Here is a 20,547-nt window from a genome sequence, read left to right as displayed (position 1 = left end):
TGTGTTTGAGTTTATAGAAATCTGGTACAACCGTAAAAGAAAACACTCATATCTAGGGTATAAAACCCCCGAACAATATGGGAAAATTAATTGTTCAATATGCGCTTAACTTTTTGTCCGGTTTTTTGTTGTAAGTCCACTTCATTTTTATACTTTTCCCAAACGAGAATAAGGTGAAAATGCCAATACAAAAGAGTGCTATGCCTATTATAATTTGATTTACTTAGGACTGTTTACAGAATCACTGGCCATTGACCTTTTAATTTTTAGCTTGTTAAGCTGGTCGGCAATGTATGCTTTTTCTTCTTCCAACGACATGTTCATAATATCATGGCTCACCTCATCACGAATTTCTCTCATCCGCTCCACCATCTTCGGAAATTTAGTTGTTGTCTTCATTTCTAAATATTTCGTTGGGAGTTCGTATTTCTGTCATTTGATATCCTTCCCTAAAGTTAATGGAATTATATCCTCTTATTCGTTCCAGATTGACAATATGTTTAAAATTCCAACTTACCAAAACATCTGCCTTGCTAATTGTTGCTAATGCGATATGTTGACAGTCTGCCATACTTGTACGTCCAACTACCTTTTCGGTTATATAGGTTTCGGCTAATTGTCTCGCTTCATCCGTAAGTTCCACTCGCTCTATTAGTTGCTCTGGAAGAGACTCAAAAAGTGCAACAATATGCTCAGGAGCCTTATAAATTTCCAGTTCTATTATTTCAGAAATCAAGATGATAGTTCCCTGAGTCAAGATGGTTTCAAAAAAAGGTTTGGTTTGCAATTCAAATTCCGAATCGAAATAACCGCCAAACACTGAGGTATCAATATAGATTCTCTTGATCATATTCAAAGCTCGCTAAATACGTTAATAATTGCAAGAAGCTTGATGATTGGAGCTTATAAGAGCAGTAGAGGAACGTCCTTTCATTCGTAATTTGTTGGGCTCAGTTTTATCCAGTTTGCCAAAAGTAATTCTAGATCTTCAGAGTTTTCAAGTTCGTAATACTTATCGTCGAGTTTGTCAAGTTCGTCACCAAAGTCAATGTTAACGATGTTATTCGCTATAAATTTGGAAAATCCTCGCTCACTTAGTTGTTCGGGGTTAACAATTTTTAGTGCTTGTTCTAATAAATTAGCAGATTTATTCGCATTTATACTCTTCAACATCCTTAAAGTATCATAAGCAAACTGCCATAAGAGTTGTCAAAATATTGGATAAATCCACCGTTCATTATCTGTTGATTGAAAATGCCTATAAGATAAAGCTTTGAGTGTTTCTTCGAGTTCGTTGACCGATTGTCTCCAAAGTTCATGGTTTGACCAGTCAGTTACCTTATTCATGAGTTCCTTACCAGCCAGTTCATAAAGGTTGTCGATTAAATCTGTATTTGAAGTCTTTTCTTGCGACATACAAGTAATTGGGTCTAACAATTAAATAACCTCACTTTTCCTCCCTCTCCCCTTCAAATATATACCCATTCCTTTTATTATTTTAGGGCATTACCCTGTTTATTACCCCCTTGATTACTCCCGTATTGCATAGATTAGTGAAAAAATAAAAATTAATATGACTATAGAATCAGGAAAATCAAGACGGGGCTTTCTAAAATCCTCGGTGGTGGCGATGGCAGGTGTCATGATCGTACCACGTCACGTATTAGGAGGCTCGGGTTACACAGCCCCGAGTGATCAGTTGACCAAGGCCATCATTGGAGTAGGTGGTATGGGACGGGGACACATCGAATATGAAGGCACTAAGCTCCTGGCTATTTGTGATGTCGATACCAAACACCTGAAACTGGCGTTGGATGCTGCCGGCGGAAATGACATCAGAACCTATTCTGATTATAGAGAGCTACTGCAACAACCTGATATAGATATAGTACACATTGCTACTCCACCACACTGGCATGGTTTAATGGCTGCAGAAGCTGCTCGTGCCGGAAAGGATATCTGGTGTGAAAAACCAATGACAAGAACCATAGGAGAAGGCAAGTGCGTAGTGGAGGAAGTAAACAAACATGGCAGGATGTTCCGACTCAATACATGGTTCAGGTTTAAAAGCAACTTTTACGGTTTGGGCACGGATGTCAAGCCTTTGAAAAAAGTAGTTGACAGTGGCGTTTTAGGATGGCCGCTGAAATTTACTGTAAGTGGCATCACTGGCTACAACTGGAAGTTTTACTGGAGTGGTAAAACCAACCTCACTCCTATGGAGGTTCCTGAAAACCTTGACTATGACAGATGGTTGGGGCCAGCACCATACAAGCCTTACAACCCGGAAAGGGTGCACTCCAAATTCCGTGGATATTGGGACTATGATGGCGGTGGACTAGGTGACATGGGACAGCATTACCTCGATCCGGTTCAATACCTTTTGGGCAAAGACGATACCAGTCCGGTGCGTGTGGATGTAGATGCGCCACAACAGCATGATGATGCGGTAGGTTCTTGGAGAAGAATTGAATTCACTTATGCCGACGGATGTAAAATTGTCCTTGATGGAGAAAACAAAGACAAGGATGCAGCATACATCGAAGGGCCAAATGGAAAGATTTTCAGAGGTTTTAAGTCTGATATTAAAGACATCAAAAAACTGGCAGAAACCCTGCCTGATCCGGAACCACAAATCACAACTTTTTCCGATTCAGTACGCACAAGGCAAAAATTTGCTTTGAATGAAATGAATGGACACAGATCGTGTACCATGGTAAACATGGGCGTGATTGCCGTGCGTCTGGGACGTTCGTTAAACTTCGATCCAGTGAAACAGGAATTCATTGATGACGATGCAGCCAACAGGTTGCTGGATCAGCCAATGAGAGGACCATGGACTTTTTAATTCAAATCATACAAAATATAAACGAACAATGCTTGGCTGATCATTCGGATAAAAAGAGCAATGTTTCAAATAACATAGGAATGAAAACAAGACTGATATATTTTATTTTATGCCTGATGATATCTTTTCAGGCGATACCGCAGGACGTAAGAACTACCGAAACAAAAGTAGCCGATATTCTGGCTCAAATGCCCACTGACGATTTGATTCATCGCAATAAGTTGATGGCTGAAATGGCCATATTGGGTGACAAAGGGTTACAAATGTTCACCGATAAAGTAACTGCTCCCGGAACCGGAGACGATACCGCCGTAAGATTGGCCATCAATGGATTGGTACGCTACTCTGGAGAATGGGGCAATGAGGAAGCAAAAATGGTGGCAGAAGATGCCTTGATTAAGGCATTGGAAAAAACCGGAGACAAAGAAGTGAAAGCCTTTTTTCTGTACCAATTGAAACTGGTAGCTAACAATAAGTCGGTAGCAATTGCTGCCAAGTATTTGCAAGATGAAAGGCTAGGGTCAGATGCCATAATGCTGTTAATGACAGTAGCTTCTTCAGAAGCAGAAAATGAATTGATCAAAGCCCTTGGCAGTGCCAAAGGTGAAAATCAAGTATTGATGGTGAAAGGCCTGGGCGATATGAAATCGAAAGCCGCTAATACTGCTATTGCTAACCTGTTGGGATCTGATAACAGCAGTTTACAAAGAGTAGTACTTTATGCCCTGGCAAATATTGCCGATGCATCATCCGCAAGTGCTCTTTTGAGTGCGGCAAAGACCGCTGGATATGGTTATGAAGCTACCAATGCAGTAAGTGCATTGACACGCTATGCTGACAGATTGGGAGAAGATCAGAATCTTGCCCTTTCTGAAAAAATCTGCAAAACCATCATCAAAAGCAGTAAAACGACAGCTCAGTTGCACAACAGAGCAGCAGCTTACAGCATATTGGCCAAATATTTTGGCTATGAAATTTCAGGTGATTTGATGAAAGCCATCGACAACCCGGATAAGCCTTATAGAAATTCCATTTTGCTTACCGCCGAAAAAATTGGTGGAGTTGCGGATACTAAAGCATGGATTGAAAAATCTAAGTCGCTTACTCCTGCTATTCAGTCAGATATAATATTGATGCTCGGAAGACGCAAAGACATGGCGGCCATTCCTTATTTGAAATCTTCACTCAACAGCAGTTCATCTGAAGTAAGGGGATCGGCTGCCTATGCACTCACCAGCCTTATTGGGGCGGATGCACTTAGCGATTTGATTTCATTGGTAAAAAGAACGTCATATACAGATGAACTGGCTTATATAGAAAGCCTTTTGATTACTATTTCGGACAAAAAGCACATTAGCCCATTTTCAGAGTTGCTTAAGAGCTCATCTGCTCCGGCACAAACTGTCGCCATCAATGTGCTTGCTGCTAAAAGCGCATCAGGATTATTCAATCAGGTTTTTCCTTTTACTTCAAATGGTGACGCCAAATTGAAGGAAGCCGCTTTTAAATCCTTAAAAAGGATTTCACAAGAAGAAAATGTGGATCAGTTGATGGACCTTCTGTACAAAGCGAATAGTGATTTTGAAATCATGGAAACACAAAAAGCATTGATTAGTGCTGTTGACGGGATTTCATCTGAAGATGAGAAAACAAAGCCATTTCTTGCTGCTTTGAAATCAAAAGGTCAGAAAGAAAGAATTATCACCATTTTGCCTGAGTTGGGAGGCATGAATGCCTTGAATACCATCAAAGATTTGTTTGAGAAAGGAAGTGGATCAGACAAAGAAGCAGCATTTGATGCGTTGGTGAACTGGAAAAACGAAGATGCTTCCATCATTTTGTACAACATAAGCAAAACCGATAAAGGGGCATTTAAAAGCAAAGCATTCGATGGTTTTGTGAAGCAGGTAGCTTCATCCAAATTGCCGGATGACCAAAAATTGTTGCACCTGAGCAACATCATGCCTTATGCCTCTTCCAATGATCAAAAAAACAGTGTGATCAAAGCACTCGGAAACGTCAAAACTTTCCTCAGCTTTTTGTACGTGTCTGGCTTTTTAGATGACAAAGCAGTACAGCAGCAAGCTTGTGAGTCTGCCATGCGTATTGCGCTTCCTCCAAATGGAAGAAAAGTAGGTTTGTATGGAGATTTGGTGAGAAAAGGGTTAGAAAAAGTAAACAACATTATCAGTGGCCCTGAAAGTCAGTATTATAAAATAGACATTGGAAATTACCTGGATGCCATGCCAACCGATGTTGGTTTTGTATCCATGTTTAACGGCAAAGACCTGACTGGATGGCAGGGGCTGGTAGGCAATCCTATATCAAGGGCTAAAATGAAGCAAAATGAGTTGGTAAAAAAACAACTTGAAGCCAATGAAAAAATGCTTGAAAACTGGAGTGTTAAAGATGGAACTATTGCCTTTAGTGGTCATGGAGCCAACCTTTGTTCAACAAAAGAATATGGCGATTTTGAAATGATCGTTGATTGGAGAATTTCGAAAGATGGAGATAGTGGTATTTACTTAAGAGGTACGCCGCAAGTGCAAATTTGGGATACTTCCAGAGTAGATGTAGGAGCACAGGTTGGTTCAGGTGGATTATACAATAACAACCCTCACGAAAGTAAGCCACTTAAAGTCACAGACAATCCAATCAATGAATGGAATACTTTCCGTATAATTATGATTGGCGAAAAAGTAACTGTTTACTCCAATGGTGTGTTGGTGGTAGATGACGTTACCATGGACAACTACTGGGACAGAAAGCAACCTATTTTCCCTACCGGATCAATAGAACTACAGGCTCATGGTACTGATCTTGCTTTTAGAAATATATATGTAAGAGAAATAAAAGCTGGTGAATATAAATTGTCTGAAGATGAAAAAGTTGCCGGATTTACTTCTCTGTTCAATGGCTCCAATCTTGATGGATGGCAGGGAAACAAAACGGATTATTTGGTGGAAGACGGGGAAATCGTTATCAGGCCAAAGCGAGGTGGACATGGCAACCTGTTCACCGAAAAAGAATACAGCGATTTCAATTTCAGGTTCGAATTTCAACTGACTCCTGGTGCCAACAATGGCTTGGGAATCAGGGCTCCTCTGGAAGGCGATGCGGCTTACGCAGGTATGGAATTGCAGATACTTGACAACACTGCCTCTATTTACAGTGGGTTGCAAGAATATCAATATCACGGCTCTGTGTATGGAGTGATTCCTGCCAAAAGAGGTTATTTGAAACCTGTGGGAGAATGGAACAGCGAAGAAGTGATCGTTCAGGGATCCAGAGTAAAAGTGATTTTGAATGGCACTGTTATCGTAGATGGAGACATAAAAGAAGCATCTAAGAACGGTACATTGGATCATAAAAATCATCCTGGCCTGAACAGGACAAAAGGTTACATTGGGTTCCTCGGCCATGGAGATGTGGTGAAATTCAGAAACCTTAGGATTAAGGATTTAGGGAAATAATATTAGCTGCTCAATAAAAAAAGATAACAGGAAAGAGGCTGTCTCAAAAGGGACGGTCTTTTTTTATAAAAAAACGGAGGCATCCCTCTATTTTGCTATAGCTTTTTCAAAATAGTGATCTCTTTTTTCTGGAAATACACACCATTGCAATAGGTTGTAATATTAGATTTATTGCTTGATACTTAATAAACCGATAAAACAAAAAAGCCACTTTACATATATGTAAGTGGCTTTTTGCTCCTTCTCTTGGGCTCGAACCAAGGACCCTCTGATTAACAGTCAGATGCTCTAACCAACTGAGCTAAGAAGGAATTTGCTCTCATTTCAAGCAGTTCTTGAAATTGGAATGCAATATTAGTTGCTATTATTTAATGCGCAAAACAAAAATTCAATATTTTTTCTTCAGGAGCATAAAAAAATTAAGGCTTGCTGAACACAGCAAATTCTTCTTCATGGATTTCCCTATTTTCATTAAAATCAAGCCATAATGTCTTTATAATTTTCTGATAGTCTTAAAATCAAGTCATAATGTCATTAAAAAGTAGTAAAAAATGAGATGGCATAATATTTACTAATACCCTTATCGTAGTTAAATGTTAAACTTAAAATTTTTAAAATTATGTCACTTATAAAGTATAATCCAACAGAATTAAGACCAGTATCTTTTAACAATCTATTTGATCGTTTTTTTAATGATCATTTTGCAACACCGCAAAAAAACGGAGGTTACTCTTTCGTTCCACAGGTAGATGTAGCAGAAACAGAGAAAGCTTTTGAACTTCACTTTGTAGTTCCGGGAGTTGACAAGTCAGGTCTTAATATTGATTTGCAAGATGGAAAACTAACCGTCAGTGGAGAAAGAAAAATTGAAAATGAAAAAAATGAGAAAAACTTTCATTCCAGAGAAAGTTATTTCGGATCCTTCAAAAGGTCTTTCTACCTTCCCGACAATGTCAACGAAGAAAAAGTAGAAGCCAATTATAAGGATGGAATCCTTAGTATCGTTATACCTAAAGATGAGAAAAAAGTGGTCAAAAAAACCATTGCTGTGAAGTAAGTTAAATTAGGTCAGTTCAAAAAAGTCCGCATTTGCGGACTTTTTTGTTAAATATTGTTAAGGAAAACATCATTACTGATCTGTTATCGTTTCCTTCGTAATTGCGTATAATTAATGAATCAACAGAAAGTTAAAGACCATGGATAAAAGACAATTTCTATTTGGATTGCTATTCGCTTCATTATTTGGAGGAATAATAGCACTGGGAGGATATAAGTTAATGGAACCGGATACACCCAGTTATCCGGCAGCTATTGAGAATCAGAATATTCGATATTCCAATTTCACAATGGACACATCTGAAGTGGTCATTCCACAAGGATTAAATTTCGTGTTTGCATCCAAAGTGGTGACCCCTGCTGTTGTACATATCCGAACTATGTATGAAGCTCAGTCAGCAAGCCGGGGAGGAGCTCAAGGCCCTTTCGATGAATTACTTCGAGACTATTTTGATGGACAAAGCCCACAGGGAAGACAATCAGCCGGATCAGGTTCTGGCGTAATTATTTCGGAAGATGGATATATCATTACCAATAACCACGTGGTGGATAAGGCAGATGAAATAGAAGTAGTCTTAAATGATAATCAGTCATATAAGGGAAAAGTAATAGGAACAGATTCACAAACAGATATTGCATTGGTCAAGATAGAAGCAAACAACCTTCCAACTGTGAAAATGGGAAACTCCGACAAAATTCAAATTGGAGAATGGGTATTGGCAGTAGGAAGCCCTTTTGGAGACAATTTTAGATCCACTGTTACCGCAGGTATTGTGAGTGCCAAAGGCAGAAACATCAATATAATAAGAGATAAAAACAATTTGCAAATCGAATCATTTATTCAAACCGATGCTGTGGTAAACCCGGGTAATTCCGGCGGCCCATTAGTAAATGTAAGGGGAGAATTGATTGGCATCAACACTGCAATTGCTACTCCCACGGGTACTTACGCAGGTTATTCCTTTGCTGTACCTGCTACGTTAGTAAAAAAAGTAGTGGCAGACCTCAAAGAGTTCGGTGTGGTACAAAGGGCCTTGCTCGGCATCAATATTAGGGATGTTGATTCAAAACTAAATGAAGAAGAAGATCTGGGAGTATTGGAAGGTGTATATGTAATTGCTGTACAAGAAGATAGAGCTGCAGACGAAGCAGGTATTGAAAAAGGTGATGTGATCATCTCAGTGGATGACCAAAAAGTAACTAAAACCGCAGAGTTACAAGAGAAAGTTGCTTTGCATCGTCCTGGGGATAAAATAAAAGTGCAGTTGATCAGAGGAGGAAAAGAAAAAACAGTATATGCTGTATTGAAAAACACACTTGGTACTACTAACACTGTAGCTTCGAGCAATAACTTTATCATTTCAGGTGCAACATTCGAGGACGTATCCAAAAAAGATAAAGAAAACCTTGACCTTGAAGGAGGAGTGAAAATAGCTAAACTAGAGAAGGGAAAATGGAAAGACGCAGGCTTAAAAGAAGGGTTTATAATTACTGGAATAGACAAACGTAAGATCAACAATGTTGAAGATTTGTCGAGCTTACTGACTCGTACAGCTCCCGGAGATGGATTACTGATAGAAGGAATCTATCCCAATGGTGAAAAAGCATATTATGGAATTGGTTGGTAAATAAAACACCAAAGAAAGTCATACATTTCAAATTTCATTTTAGTAAAAAGTCCGCTGGTTGCGGACTTTTTTTATGTCAAAAAAATTATCAATTGATCGTACAAACCTTAGATTTGTCTAAACTAAAACAGCATTACAAATGAAAGATAATTTTGGAATTGCATCAGCTCTTAAAAACCTTGGCATTGAGGACGATAACAATGGAACTTCCACGGGTGCTTATTGGGTCAAATCTGGTGTGAACGAAATAGTCTCTGTATCTCCTGTAGATGGAAAGCTTATCGCTAAAGTTGATCTTGCCACAAAAGACAGCTATGACCATGTGGTGGAAAGTGCTCAGGTCGCTTTCAGAGAATGGCGCATAATTCCTGCTCCCAAGCGAGGTGAAGTTGTCCGTCAACTTGGTGATGCTTTAAGACAGAATAAAGAAGATCTTGGAAAACTCGTCTCTTACGAAATGGGAAAATCTTACCAGGAGGGTTTAGGAGAAGTCCAGGAGATGATAGATATATGTGATTTTGCTGTAGGCCTTTCCCGACAATTATACGGGTTGACTATGCATTCTGAAAGACCCGGTCATAGGATGTATGAGCAGTATCATCCGTTGGGTATAGTTGGCATTATTTCCGCCTTTAATTTCCCTGTAGCTGTCTGGGCCTGGAATGCCACACTGGCCTGGGTATGTGGTGATGTATGTATTTGGAAACCATCCGAAAAGACACCTCTAACAGCAATAGCCTGTCAAAATATTACTTCGAAAGTATTTGAACAAAATGGTGTTCCTGAGGGAGTCAGTAATCTGGTAGTAGGTGATGCCGAAATTGGTCAGTTAATATCCAATGACGATAGAATCTCTTTGGTCTCAGCAACGGGTTCTACCCGGATGGGTAAAGCCGTTGGCGAAGCAGTTGGAAGAAGGCTTGGACGGTCTCTTTTAGAACTTGGTGGAAACAATGCCATCATCATTTCTAAAGAAGCAGATTTAGATATGTCGCTGGTTGGTGCAGTTTTTGGAGCTGTAGGTACAGCTGGTCAGCGTTGTACTTCAACAAGGCGTTTGATTATTCACGAAGAAATATTTGAAGAAGTAAAAAACAAACTGGTAAGTGCTTATGGGCAGCTAAAAATCGGGAATCCATTGGATGAAAATAACCATGTGGGGCCTTTAATTGATGAACATGCAGTAACCCTATATAATGAAACACTTGAAAAACTGGCCGTTCAGGGTGGCAAGCAGATAGTAGCCGGTGGAGTATTAAAAGGCAATGGTTATGAATCCGGTTGCTATGTGAAACCTGCCATCTATGAGGTAGAAAACCATTTTGAAATTGTCCAACACGAAACCTTTGCTCCAATATTGTATTTGATCAAATACTCCGATTTGGAAGAAGCTATCGCCATCCAAAATGATGTTCCTCAAGGTCTTTCATCAGCTATTATGACCAAAAACATGCGAGAATCTGAATTATTTTTATCTCATGCTGGTTCCGATTGTGGTATCGCCAATGTCAATATAGGCACTTCAGGTGCAGAAATAGGTGGTGCATTCGGTGGTGAAAAAGAAACAGGTGGTGGCCGGGAATCAGGATCAGATGCCTGGAAAGTATATATGCGAAGACAGACAAATACCATAAATTACTCTACCAGCCTGCCACTGGCTCAAGGCATAAAATTTGATTTGAGTTAAAAAAATATTACTCTGACAAAACACTTTTGGGATATGTGTCTCATTTTATAAAAAATATCAATTATGCTAAAAAGACCAAGAAGAAATAGGAAATCGGCTGTGATTCGCAAGATGCTTGAAGAAACAAAATTGTCCACAAGTGATTTCATGTTTCCTCTTTTTTTATTAGAAGGCAAAAAGAAAAAATCCGAGGTAAATTCTATGCCCGGAATATTCAGGTATTCAACGGATTTAATGTTGAAAGAAATAGATGAATGCATGAATCTTGGCATTCGTGCTTTTGACATTTTTCCTGTAGTGGATGAAATACATAAAGATAAGACCGCCTCAAAAAGCTACGATCCTGACTTTTTTTACAACGAATCCCTGTCCATTATTAAAGAAGAATTTCCTGAAGCGTGCATAATGACAGATGTAGCTATGGATCCTTATAGCAGCGATGGACATGACGGTTTGGTAGATGAAAACGGCAATATTTTGAATGATGAAACCCTTGAGATATTGGGTTCTATGGCACTTACGCAAGCCGAAATGGGTGTTGATATTATTGGTCCTTCTGACATGATGGATGGAAGGGTAGAATACATTCGGGATTTGTTGGATGAAAACGGTTTTGAAAACACTTCCATAATGTCATATACAGCTAAATATGCCAGTGCCTTCTACGGTCCTTTTAGAGATGCACTTGATTCAGCTCCAAAATTTGGTGATAAAAAAACGTATCAAATGAATCCGGCCAATCAACGCGAAGCAATTATAGAAGCTGATTTAGATGAAGAAGAGGGTGCAGATTTTCTGATGGTAAAACCTGCATTGGCTTATTTAGATGTCATTAAATTATTAAAAGATAATTACGACCTTCCTATTGCAGCTTACAACGTATCGGGAGAATACTCTATGGTAAAAGCTGCCGGAAAAATGGGATGGCTCGATGCTGACAAAGTAATGATGGAGTCTCTATTGAGTATTAAACGAGCTGGTGCTAAAGTAATTCTTACTTATTTTGCCAAGGAAGCGGCATACTATCTGAACAAATAAAAAAACATCCCGATTCGTGTCGGGATGCTTACAAATTTTATTCATAACCTGCCTCCATAGCAAATTAGACCCTGTGCGTTAGTTAGAGTTGACTCTCTAAGCGAACTTTATATTACAAAACTAAATTTTTACAGAGTTGATTTTAGAACTATTCGATAAGTAGTGAATATCATACGATAATTGGCTCGTATTTTTAGGTGATTCGATTAATCAAGCCAAATCTTCGACGAGTTCCTTTTTTGACCAATACCAGGACAACATAAGTCCAGAGGTTAAATGCCATATACCCCACCATGCTGCTACAATAGCCATTCCTCCAAGCCCTTGAAAAAAATCAAATATCAAAATAAGTCCTAAACCGGAGTTTTGAATCCCTGTTTCAATGGAGATAGATCTTCTGTCAGCTAAAGGTAAGCGGATTGACTTTGCTGAAAAATACCCAATCAATAGAGCCATTCCATTGTGAAGTGTCACCAGCAATATAACCGCTGCAATGTGATGGAGAAAAATGTCAAAATTAGCAGCCAGAGCTCCCAAAACAAATGCACCAAAGATTACAAGTGACATTTTACGAATATGTCCACTGATTTTCGAAGACAAATCCGGTCTTTTTGCTGATAGTAGCATCCCCAAAATCAGTGGAATCAGCAATACCATAAATATAGTGATAACCACATTAGACATCTCCAGATTAACCTCTTGCAATATCGCACGTGTTGGTGCATAAAAATTACTCCATAATGCCAAATTGAATGGTGTCATAAATATGCACAAAGCAGTAGAAATAGCAGTAATACTTACTGATAATGCCACGTTCCCCTTAGACATCATTGAGAAGAAATTGGAAACATTTCCTCCAGGACATGCCGAAATCAATATCATTCCCAGTGCCACACTGGCCGTTGGTTGTATCAATAATATTAAAAGAAATGTTCCCGCAGGAAGTAAGATAAATTGTGCAACTAATCCCGTAAGGATTGGGACTGGTGTTTTGAATATACGTCTGAAATTCTCAACCTTTAATTCCAGTGCCACTCCGAACATTATAAATGCCAGACAAACATTCAGAAGAAGAAGTGAGTCTTTATTGAAATTTAAAATAACCTGATCTAAAGATTCTTGCAAATTGAAAAGTGGTAAGTGTAGAAACTCAATTTAAGGAAATATATAAACATCTTATCACTTAACACTTGCCAGCACTTCATTGTACTCGTTAGAGTTATTTAGCACCTCAATAGCTTTGTTTACGTCCACATCTTGCTCAAGAGATGCTTCCACTACACCCCTTTTGAGGTAGTAGCGTGATATTATTCCTTCTTCCAAAAGTCTGGTTATCTCTTCTCTGTAGGTAGTCAGTCCATTGGACTTCAATGAAGTGACCTTGGCTTGGAGTTGGTCAATTTCATCCAACAAATTCTTATATACTTTATCACTTTCAGACGCTTTTCTTAACTCTGATATAGTTTCTTCCGCCAAAGAATTATTTTCAAAATCTTTAGTTTTCATCCAATCCATAAATTCAGAATACTCTTCATTGGTCAGGTGAAAACTTTTCGCATCAGCGATCTTTTCATGCGAAAAGTAGTATTTAGTCGCATATTCAAAAAGGAGTCCACTCTCGGCCAGATTTGCAGAATAAGAGGATAGGGATACCACCTCGGTTTCAATATCCGGATCTACACCTCCACCGTCAAATACTATCCTGCCGTTAGTTGTTTTAAAAGTTGATTTCAAAGAGTCAGGAATGCTGCCAACACTTCCATCCGACCTTCTATGGGAATAATCTAAAGCCTGAATACACCTACCGCTTGGCACATAATATTTTGCAGTAGTCAACTTCAACTGAGCATTGTAAGACAAAGGTTTTGTCATCTGAACCAGGCCTTTTCCGTAAGATTTTTGTCCAATAAGAACTCCCCGGTCATAGTCCTGCATTACCCCAGACACAATCTCTGAAGCTGATGCACTTTTGCTATTGATCAGTACTGCCAGAGGGATTTTCAAATCAAGTGGTTCTAACCTTGTATTGTAGAGGTAGCTTTGCTTTTTCGTTTTGCCCTTTGTATGGACTACTTTTTGTCCTTTAGGTATAAAAACATTGCATATATTCACCGCTTCATTCAGCAATCCTCCGGGGTTTTCACGCAGATCAAGAACTATTTTTTCTGCGCCTTGTTCTTTCAATTCCTTTACCGTTTTTCTGACATCTTCTCCGGCATCTCTTGTGAACTCACTCAACCTCAGATAACCAATATCTTCTGTAATCATGCCTTTATAGCTGATATTGGGAATGACAATCTTTTCTCTTTTCATCGTTAAATCGAGTGTCTCTCTTCCCAGGTTTCGACTGATGGTGAGTTGCACTTCAGTTCCGGCCTGTCCTTTTATTAATTTACCAAATTCTAAATCAGACTTATCTCTCACATCAACTCCATCCATTGAGATAATCTCATCAGATATTTTAATTCCCGCTTGGTCTGCGGGTGAATTCTCATAGATCATGAGCACCACATGCTTTCCATTTACCTTATTGGATTGGATGCCTATACCACCATATTCACCGGTAGCCATCGTGCGGTAATCCTCAATATCGTCCTCCTGAATATATACTGTATATGGGTCAAGCTTTTTGAGCATTGCCTTCACTCCAGTATTCAGTAGTTGGTTTGGATTTATTTCATCTACATAGTTCTCATTCAACTCCTGATAAATAGAAGTAAATATTTCCAGATTTTTGGCGATCTGAAAGTATTTATCCCCTGTAGGTGTAAATGAAAAAAGACCAATAGATACAACTGGTACAATGATCAATAACACATATTTTATTCCTTTTCTCATATAACTTCCTTCGATAGACATATAACCTTACGGCAATCGGGTAAAATGGATTTTTGAATGCTAACTATTTGTCAACGGTAATTTTGAAGCCAATTTATTGAAATTTTCCGATTTTATCTGTTAAAAACTATAATCTCTGGCTGCAATATTTAAACGCAAAGACAAGGAAGAAAATTGAGTATTGAAATTATTTATTGAAGACTCACTTTCCATCTTTCTGTAAACATGTCTTAAATCCACAAAAAGATTGTGTTTCAGTCTATAAGAAACAGTAAGGTCAACAAATAAAAGTTTGTTGGAAACACCGTCTCCTGTATTATATCCATAATCAGTATTTGATCTCACATTATCAATCCTAGAATTGTAAGATTTTAACACATCACTGCCAAAATTTTCACCCTCAGGATCAGTGCCGTAATCTGCCTGAATCACTTTTCCGGTGAGATAAACCTTTTTCAGGGGCTGATATCTTGCTATGAAAATCTTCTCTTTAAAATTAGCTCCCAATGGATGAGCTAAAGGCTGACGGTATTGTGTATAATTGGTGAAAATAGACTCGTGCGAATAAGTAAAAGGACGAGCGTAATTGTACTCTGCCTGCAAATCCAGATGAGGTATTTTAAATGCATCATAATACTTTCCACCTAGCTGATAGGCATATTTATTACCCCACCATCCCCTACCGGATTTTAATTCTCCAACGATCAATTCATCCAATATAAATTGTCCATAGAAAGAAACTCCCTTTTTTGCATTCCATTTAAAATCAAACCCCAACAGGGCATTGTCCGGACTTCCTGTTTGTTGTTCAATAGTGCTGTAAAATATTACAGGATTCAAATAATTGAATTCTATTGCTGTGCCCGTACTGTCTCCTCTATGAAAAATAACCGATTCAAAAATTCCTAAATTGAGCTTTTTAGAGACATTAATACTCAGATGATGAAGCGTCATAAACTTTTTCGGAAATTCTTTTGTACCCAGTGAACCAGTTGCTGTATAGGGTGCATCTGCAGTTAGTTCAGCATACAGGTTGGTATATTGCAACTTCCATATTTTAGTCTGGATTTTGATAAAAGGATAGGAAGCAGAAATGTCAGAAAGAAGCATAGACCTGTACCCGTTCCCCACAAAATTGCGGTCATGCCCAAACTGAATGCCAATATGCTTCGTAGCATTGAATTGGATATAGCCTCTGGCTGTAAAAAAATCATACCCATTTCCACCAAATAGTTTCCAAAAGCCTTCATTGGGAACAATACCACGGCTGGAGGAATAGTCTTGAACATATTTTGGAAACACCGCCTGATTTTCGGTCAAAAAAGTATAAAAAGAAATTTTATTGTCAATCTTACCCCGAAGTTCTACTCCTCTCGAATTGATGTATGGACTGGAAGTACTATTGGCATCATGTCCGGTACTGAAATATAAAACAGGTTTTACATGCAAGTCGAAATCTTTGGTGTCCACATGCACAAAATCAGGTTTCTTCTTGTAAAAAACTTTCAAAAACGGTTTTTCACTGTCTTCATCTCCATTTTTAAAATATTCCCAATTGTCTGTTTTCAGGTATTTTATATTGGCTTCATCAAAAGAGGAAGTGTTATATTCCAATGAATCGATAAAATCAGCAATGGATTTCCTTTTATATGGCTTAAATGAAGAATGGATTTGATTTTGAGACAAATCGGAATTCAAAACCTGATAGCGGTCTATCAAATAATAGTAATCTGCATTCAATGGGGCATACGTGCTCTGAGCTTTTGTCCAAAAGTTCAAAAAAGACATTCCGGCAATTAAAAAAAAACATTTGATTCGCATCTTTATTATAAGCTCTTACTGATAGCAAATATTTTGAATTAATTTGGAATGAGCTAATTACTGGCTGTATGAAAATATTTTTCATGATCTTTCTTTTTTAATTCTCAACATTAATTTGTGTTTTAATCTATTCTTTCTACTTTTGCACTCCTTTTTAGGGAAATTGAAAAGAATCAAACATCATACAAGATGAAAAAAGACATACATCCAGAATACAAAGAAATCGTTTTCCACGATACATCAAGTGACTTTAAATTTATCACCAAGTCAACTATGACTTCTAGTGAAACCATCACTTGGGAAGACGGCAATGAATATCCATTGGTAAAAGTGGAAGTTAGTTCTGCTTCTCATCCTTTTTATACTGGTAAAAAACTATTTGTGGATACTGCTGGTAGAGTGGAGAAATTCAACAAAAGATACAAAAAGAAATAATCCAATTCATTTCGGATATAAAGGTCTTCAGGAATCTAATTTCTTGAAGACTTTTTTATTTTTGCCCGATGAAGATTTTCCTGCTCGACATAGCTGAAACGAGGTTGCAGTTATTACCACTTACATACACCCGATCCATAGGGGAATTAAGAGTCGGAATTCTGAAAATACATGAAAAGTGGTCTGCTAAACTAGGTGCTGAGGTCAACCTTATTACAGAGCCTTACCTTGGTAAAACAGAAACAATTGGTGATGGCACACTTAACCTTATTATAAATGCCTCGCTCTGTCCTGATGACCAGCTAATCAAAGCTCTTGAAAACCTACAAGAAAATCAAAAGCTTACTCAAAACGGAAAATTTTTAGCTTCAAAAGCTGCTTCTATGCCGACTTTTAACCAAGCAGTCGATGATCAATTGATCAGTGTAGAACATTCAGGAAAGGTAGATTTGATAGAAAGGCCATGGGATATTTTCATTAAAAATGGAGATCAGATCAGGTTAGATTTTGACCTGCTGACTAAAGGACAAAAGTCCATAGGCGTGGAGGATCCATATACCAGGATCTACAATGAAAAAAACATTTTCCTTGAAAAAGGGGCTGAAGTAAAAGCGGCAATTCTGAATGCGGAAAATGGCCCAATATATATTGGTAAAAATACCAAAATTCATGAAGGTAGTATCATCAGGGGGCCATTTGCCTTGTGTGAATATGGCCAAGTGAATATGGGTGCAAAAATAAGAGGAGACTCTACCTTTGGTCCCCATACTAAAGTAGGAGGTGAGGTAGCCAACTCTGTAATCATGGGGTACAGCAATAAAGGACATGATGGGTATTTGGGAAGTTCTGTAATAGGTGAATGGTGCAACCTCGGAGCTGACACCAACACATCCAACATGAAGAATAACTATACACAAGTAAAAATGTGGGATTATACCAAAGATTCATTCATCAACACAGGATTACAATTTTGTGGATTGATTATGGGAGATCATTCCAAATGTGGTATCAATACGATGTTCAACACTGGTACAGTGGTCGGAGTGAGTGCAAATATTTTTGGGTCGGGGTATCCCGGAAATGTCATCCCTTCATTTAGTTGGGGTGGCTCAGCAGGATTCACAACTTACCGTTTAGATAAAGCCAAAGAAACTGCCACTATTGCCATGCGAAGAAAAACCAAAGGATGGACTGATCCTGATGATGGCATCTTTGAAGAAATTTTTAAGCGATCTGAAAAATACAGGGTTTGGGAAAACAAAAATGAATTATGAGATTCTCTGATATCATCGGTCTTGAAGAAACCAAACAGAAACTTATCTCTGCGGTTAAGGAAAACCATGTGGCACATGCCCAGCTGTTTTTTGGTGCTGAGGGAAGTGCCAATCTTGCCATGTCATTGGCCTTCGCTACTTACATCAACTGTACCAATCCATCCGATACCGATTCCTGTGGTGAATGCTCTTCATGCAAAAAGATTGACAAACTGGTACATCCCGATGTGCAATTCGTTTTTCCTGTAAGTTCTACTAAAAAAGTAACTGGAAAAAGTGTAGTAAGCTCTAGCTATCTGCCCGAATGGAGAAACTTCGCTTTGACAAACCCATACAATGGTATAGAACAATGGTCTTCCTTTTATGGTGCTGAAAACAAGCAAGCCAATATTTCTAAAGAAGAAAGCAGAAATATTATTAAGAACTTATCTCTGAAAGCTTTTGAAGCAAAGTACAAAGTCATGCTTATCTGGTTACCGGAATACATGCATGTGAATGCCGCCAATGGTATTTTAAAAATACTGGAAGAACCACCTGCTCAAACGATTTTTTTGTTGGTAACAAACGATTACGAAAAATTACTGACAACCATACTCTCAAGATGTCAATTACTCAAAATCAGGACTTTTAGTGAAGATGAGGTAGCGCATCATTTGGAAAAAGCTCATGGTGTCGATTCAGTAAAAGCCAACAAAATAGCAGCACTGGCAGAAGGGAACTTAAATAAGGCATCCACCCTTATCAACGAAATAGAAGATGATGCACACAAAATGTTTCGGGATTGGATGCGACTGTGTTGGACCAGAAATTTCTCAGAACTTACCGCAATGAATGATGTATTTTCTTCTATGAATAAATCAGCTCAGATGACGCTGTTGCTCTACGGGCTCAATATGATGAGAGAAGCACTTATCGCAAAACTGGCAACCGTCAACGAACTGAAATTAAACGAAGAGGAAAGTGGGTTCGTTAAAAATTTTGGAAAAGCACTGAGTTTGACTGTTTTGGAAAAAATATCAGGAGAACTCAATAAAGCCCATTATCATCTGGGAAGAAATGCGAGCCCAAAAATTCTCTTCATGGATATGTCCCTGACAATAGGAAGGTTGATGACATCTAAATAGCACTGAAAAATGAAAATAAAGATAGGAACCAGGGGAAGTAAGTTGGCGTTGTGGCAAGCATATCATATTCAGGATTTGTTGGAAAAAAAGGGTGCAGAAACAGAAATTGTTACCATCGAAACCAAAGGAGATAAAATTTTGGATGTGAGCATTTCCAAAATAGGAAGTAAGGGTGTTTTCACAGAGGAAATAGAAGAGCAACTGGCTTCCGGTGCTATTGACATTGCCGTACATAGTGCCAAAGACATGCAATCAGAATTGCCAGATGGTTTCGAACTTATTGCTATCGGTGAAAGAGAAAAAGCAAGTGACGTACTCCTTTCAAACAACAAAAACCTTGATTTAAATAATTCCAACTTGAAAATTGGCACCTCTTCAACAAGAAGAATTGCTTTTTTGAAAAAATATTATCCGGAAGTTAGCACAGTACCTATCCGTGGAAACTTGCAAACCCGGATCAGAAAAATGGAAGAGGGTCAGAGCGATGCACTATTTCTTGCCTATGCCGGAGTACATCGTATGGGATACAATGATCAAATCGCATTGGAAATGGATGTACAGAAATTCACACCAGCAGTAGGACAGGGAAGCATCGCTATTGAAACTTACACTTCTTTGAGCAGCGAAAAACGAGAATTTGTTCGCAATAGCATCAATCATAAGCCATCAGAAATTGCCATCAAAGCAGAAAGGGCTTTTCTTAAGAAAATGCAAGGAGGATGCAGTGTACCAATCTTTGGTTATGCACAAGTCATAGAGAATCAAGTAGTCCTAAAAGGTGGCATCATCAGCTTAGATGGAAGTAAATTCGTCGTTTCAGAATCACAAGCTCCGATCACCAACCCAGAACTAGCAGGAGAATCTCTTGGAAAATATGTTTTGGAAAATGGAGGAGCCGAAATATTGGAAGAAATAAGGAAAGAGCAAGGATAAATGGTCATATTAAAAATAAAACTCACTCTCGTCATAGCGTGAAAAAATCTTTATCCCCCATTATTTTATTTTCAAGCAAAACCACCAATTGCGATTTTGCATGGCCTGAAGCATAAAAAAGCTTTTCAGACCCACCCCATGATTCATTGTTACGAATTATAATACCTAAGTCCGGTAAGTAAAAAAACATTTCTTCATCATCTGCAATATTAGGATCATCCTGCAAAAACTTATACACTCTGTACATCTGCCCGCTAATTTGAAAATCCCGGCTGGAAACATATTTCACTTCATTGACAGGACTTTTAGTAGAAAATGAATAACAAACGCTTCTCGATCTCTGATAAGAATAAGAAAAACGATCATAGCATATTTCGAATAATGTATCCCCG

Annotated in this window: 17 protein-coding genes, 1 tRNA gene and 1 pseudogene; 10 read left to right on the top strand and 9 right to left on the bottom strand. The window is 38.4% G+C overall.

What is annotated here, in order from left to right; all coding sequences use genetic code 11:
- Positions 1-219: 219 nt before the first annotated feature.
- From AAOP42_RS11210 to AAOP42_RS23780, 4 genes and pseudogenes are all read right to left on the bottom strand, one after another.
- Positions 220-399, bottom strand: a complete 180-nt coding sequence (locus AAOP42_RS11210; protein WP_349528602.1) for a hypothetical protein — start codon at positions 397-399, stop codon at positions 220-222.
- Entirely contained in the window at positions 383-850 is a 468-nt protein-coding gene (locus tag AAOP42_RS11205; RefSeq protein ID WP_349528601.1) for a hypothetical protein, read from the bottom strand. The genes AAOP42_RS11210 and AAOP42_RS11205 overlap by 17 nt, the downstream gene beginning before the upstream one ends.
- A gap of 80 nt (positions 851-930) precedes the next feature.
- Positions 931-1,182, bottom strand: a pseudogene (locus AAOP42_RS23785) (DMP19 family protein); the annotation flags it as partial.
- A complete protein-coding gene (locus AAOP42_RS23780) occupies positions 1,176-1,319 on the bottom strand; it encodes a DMP19 family protein (protein ID WP_502947658.1) in 144 nt (47 codons plus the stop codon). The pseudogene AAOP42_RS23785 and the gene AAOP42_RS23780, both read right to left, overlap by 7 nt.
- A gap of 254 nt (positions 1,320-1,573) precedes the next feature.
- Here AAOP42_RS23780 and AAOP42_RS11195 point away from each other — a divergent pair, with 254 nt between their 5' ends.
- The gene (locus tag AAOP42_RS11195; protein WP_349528599.1) at positions 1,574-2,848 is read left to right on the top strand and encodes a Gfo/Idh/MocA family oxidoreductase; all 1,275 of its coding nucleotides are present in this window, start codon (positions 1,574-1,576) and stop codon (positions 2,846-2,848) included.
- Between the two features lie 80 nt (positions 2,849-2,928).
- Entirely contained in the window at positions 2,929-6,321 is a 3,393-nt protein-coding gene (locus AAOP42_RS11190; RefSeq protein ID WP_349528598.1) for a DUF1080 domain-containing protein, read from the top strand.
- Between the two features lie 237 nt (positions 6,322-6,558).
- Here the strand turns inward: AAOP42_RS11190 and AAOP42_RS11185 are convergent.
- Positions 6,559-6,632 (bottom strand) — tRNA-Asn (locus tag AAOP42_RS11185).
- Positions 6,633-6,940: 308 nt separating this feature from the next.
- Between AAOP42_RS11185 and AAOP42_RS11180 the strand changes: the two genes are divergently transcribed.
- The 4 genes from AAOP42_RS11180 to hemB all read left to right on the top strand — a co-directional run bounded on the left by AAOP42_RS11180 (position 6,941) and on the right by hemB (position 11,730).
- Positions 6,941-7,378: an Hsp20/alpha crystallin family protein gene (locus AAOP42_RS11180; RefSeq protein WP_349528597.1), complete on the top strand. Its 438-nt coding sequence runs from the start codon at positions 6,941-6,943 to the stop codon at positions 7,376-7,378.
- A gap of 139 nt (positions 7,379-7,517) precedes the next feature.
- Positions 7,518-9,005 carry a Do family serine endopeptidase gene (locus tag AAOP42_RS11175; RefSeq protein WP_349528596.1) on the top strand — a complete coding sequence of 496 codons (1,488 nt, stop codon included), beginning with the start codon at positions 7,518-7,520 and terminating at the stop codon, positions 9,003-9,005.
- Positions 9,006-9,144: 139 nt separating this feature from the next.
- Positions 9,145-10,692, top strand: coding sequence for an L-piperidine-6-carboxylate dehydrogenase (gene amaB / locus AAOP42_RS11170; protein ID WP_349528595.1), 1,548 nt, complete (start codon positions 9,145-9,147; stop codon positions 10,690-10,692).
- A 63-nt stretch (positions 10,693-10,755) separates the two neighbouring features.
- Positions 10,756-11,730, top strand: a complete 975-nt coding sequence (hemB, locus tag AAOP42_RS11165; RefSeq protein WP_349528594.1) for a porphobilinogen synthase — start codon at positions 10,756-10,758, stop codon at positions 11,728-11,730.
- Between the two features lie 210 nt (positions 11,731-11,940).
- Here hemB and AAOP42_RS11160 read toward each other — a convergent pair whose 3' ends face one another.
- The 3 genes from AAOP42_RS11160 to AAOP42_RS11150 form a co-directional block, all read right to left on the bottom strand.
- Entirely contained in the window at positions 11,941-12,774 is an 834-nt protein-coding gene (locus AAOP42_RS11160; RefSeq protein WP_349528603.1) for a bile acid:sodium symporter family protein, read from the bottom strand.
- Between the two features lie 135 nt (positions 12,775-12,909).
- Positions 12,910-14,568, bottom strand: a complete 1,659-nt coding sequence (locus tag AAOP42_RS11155; RefSeq protein ID WP_349528593.1) for a S41 family peptidase — start codon at positions 14,566-14,568, stop codon at positions 12,910-12,912.
- A 120-nt stretch (positions 14,569-14,688) separates the two neighbouring features.
- Complete coding sequence (locus AAOP42_RS11150) at positions 14,689-16,356, bottom strand: capsule assembly Wzi family protein (protein ID WP_349528592.1); 1,668 nt, start codon at positions 16,354-16,356, stop codon at positions 14,689-14,691.
- 222 nt (positions 16,357-16,578) lie between these two features.
- Here AAOP42_RS11150 and AAOP42_RS11145 point away from each other — a divergent pair, with 222 nt between their 5' ends.
- The 4 genes from AAOP42_RS11145 to hemC all read left to right on the top strand — a co-directional run bounded on the left by AAOP42_RS11145 (position 16,579) and on the right by hemC (position 20,155).
- Positions 16,579-16,824, top strand: a complete 246-nt coding sequence (locus tag AAOP42_RS11145; RefSeq protein ID WP_349528591.1) for a type B 50S ribosomal protein L31 — start codon at positions 16,579-16,581, stop codon at positions 16,822-16,824.
- A 68-nt stretch (positions 16,825-16,892) separates the two neighbouring features.
- On the top strand, positions 16,893-18,098 hold the full coding sequence (locus AAOP42_RS11140; protein WP_349528590.1) for a GlmU family protein: 1,206 nt from the start codon (positions 16,893-16,895) through the stop codon (positions 18,096-18,098).
- A complete protein-coding gene (locus AAOP42_RS11135; RefSeq protein WP_349528589.1) occupies positions 18,095-19,222 on the top strand; it encodes a DNA polymerase III subunit in 1,128 nt (375 codons plus the stop codon). The genes AAOP42_RS11140 and AAOP42_RS11135 overlap by 4 nt, the downstream gene beginning before the upstream one ends.
- Before the next feature lie 9 nt (positions 19,223-19,231).
- The gene (hemC, locus tag AAOP42_RS11130; protein WP_349528588.1) at positions 19,232-20,155 is read left to right on the top strand and encodes a hydroxymethylbilane synthase; all 924 of its coding nucleotides are present in this window, start codon (positions 19,232-19,234) and stop codon (positions 20,153-20,155) included.
- A 31-nt stretch (positions 20,156-20,186) separates the two neighbouring features.
- On the opposite strand, the gene AAOP42_RS11125 is transcribed toward hemC, so the two are convergent.
- Positions 20,187-20,547: hypothetical protein (locus tag AAOP42_RS11125; RefSeq protein ID WP_349528587.1), on the bottom strand; the 361-nt coding region annotated here is incomplete at its 5' end.

It is taken from the genome of Reichenbachiella sp. MALMAid0571 (assembly GCF_040151475.1).
GTDB lineage: Bacteria > Bacteroidota > Bacteroidia > Cytophagales > Cyclobacteriaceae > CAXBNB01.
The sequence above is the reverse complement of the archived record's forward strand: the minus strand, read 5'-3'. Positions and strand labels throughout refer to the sequence as shown.

Coding starts and splice junctions, on each gene's coding strand:
- AAOP42_RS11140 (WP_349528590.1), top strand. CDS start 16,893: ATGAAGATTTTCCTGCTCGACATAGCTGAAACGAGGTTGCAGTTATTA.
- AAOP42_RS11180 (WP_349528597.1), top strand. CDS start 6,941: ATGTCACTTATAAAGTATAATCCAACAGAATTAAGACCAGTATCTTTT.
- hemB (WP_349528594.1), top strand. CDS start 10,756: ATGCTAAAAAGACCAAGAAGAAATAGGAAATCGGCTGTGATTCGCAAG.
- amaB (WP_349528595.1), top strand. CDS start 9,145: ATGAAAGATAATTTTGGAATTGCATCAGCTCTTAAAAACCTTGGCATT.
- AAOP42_RS11155 (WP_349528593.1), bottom strand. CDS start 14,568: ATGAGAAAAGGAATAAAATATGTGTTATTGATCATTGTACCAGTTGTA.
- AAOP42_RS11160 (WP_349528603.1), bottom strand. CDS start 12,774: ATGTTCGGAGTGGCACTGGAATTAAAGGTTGAGAATTTCAGACGTATA.
- AAOP42_RS23780 (WP_502947658.1), bottom strand. CDS start 1,319: ATGAACTTTGGAGACAATCGGTCAACGAACTCGAAGAAACACTCAAAG.
- AAOP42_RS11145 (WP_349528591.1), top strand. CDS start 16,579: ATGAAAAAAGACATACATCCAGAATACAAAGAAATCGTTTTCCACGAT.
- AAOP42_RS11195 (WP_349528599.1), top strand. CDS start 1,574: ATGACTATAGAATCAGGAAAATCAAGACGGGGCTTTCTAAAATCCTCG.
- AAOP42_RS11210 (WP_349528602.1), bottom strand. CDS start 399: ATGAAGACAACAACTAAATTTCCGAAGATGGTGGAGCGGATGAGAGAA.
- AAOP42_RS11135 (WP_349528589.1), top strand. CDS start 18,095: ATGAGATTCTCTGATATCATCGGTCTTGAAGAAACCAAACAGAAACTT.
- AAOP42_RS11205 (WP_349528601.1), bottom strand. CDS start 850: ATGATCAAGAGAATCTATATTGATACCTCAGTGTTTGGCGGTTATTTC.
- AAOP42_RS11150 (WP_349528592.1), bottom strand. CDS start 16,356: ATGTCTTTTTTGAACTTTTGGACAAAAGCTCAGAGCACGTATGCCCCA.
- AAOP42_RS11190 (WP_349528598.1), top strand. CDS start 2,929: ATGAAAACAAGACTGATATATTTTATTTTATGCCTGATGATATCTTTT.
- hemC (WP_349528588.1), top strand. CDS start 19,232: ATGAAAATAAAGATAGGAACCAGGGGAAGTAAGTTGGCGTTGTGGCAA.
- AAOP42_RS11175 (WP_349528596.1), top strand. CDS start 7,518: ATGGATAAAAGACAATTTCTATTTGGATTGCTATTCGCTTCATTATTT.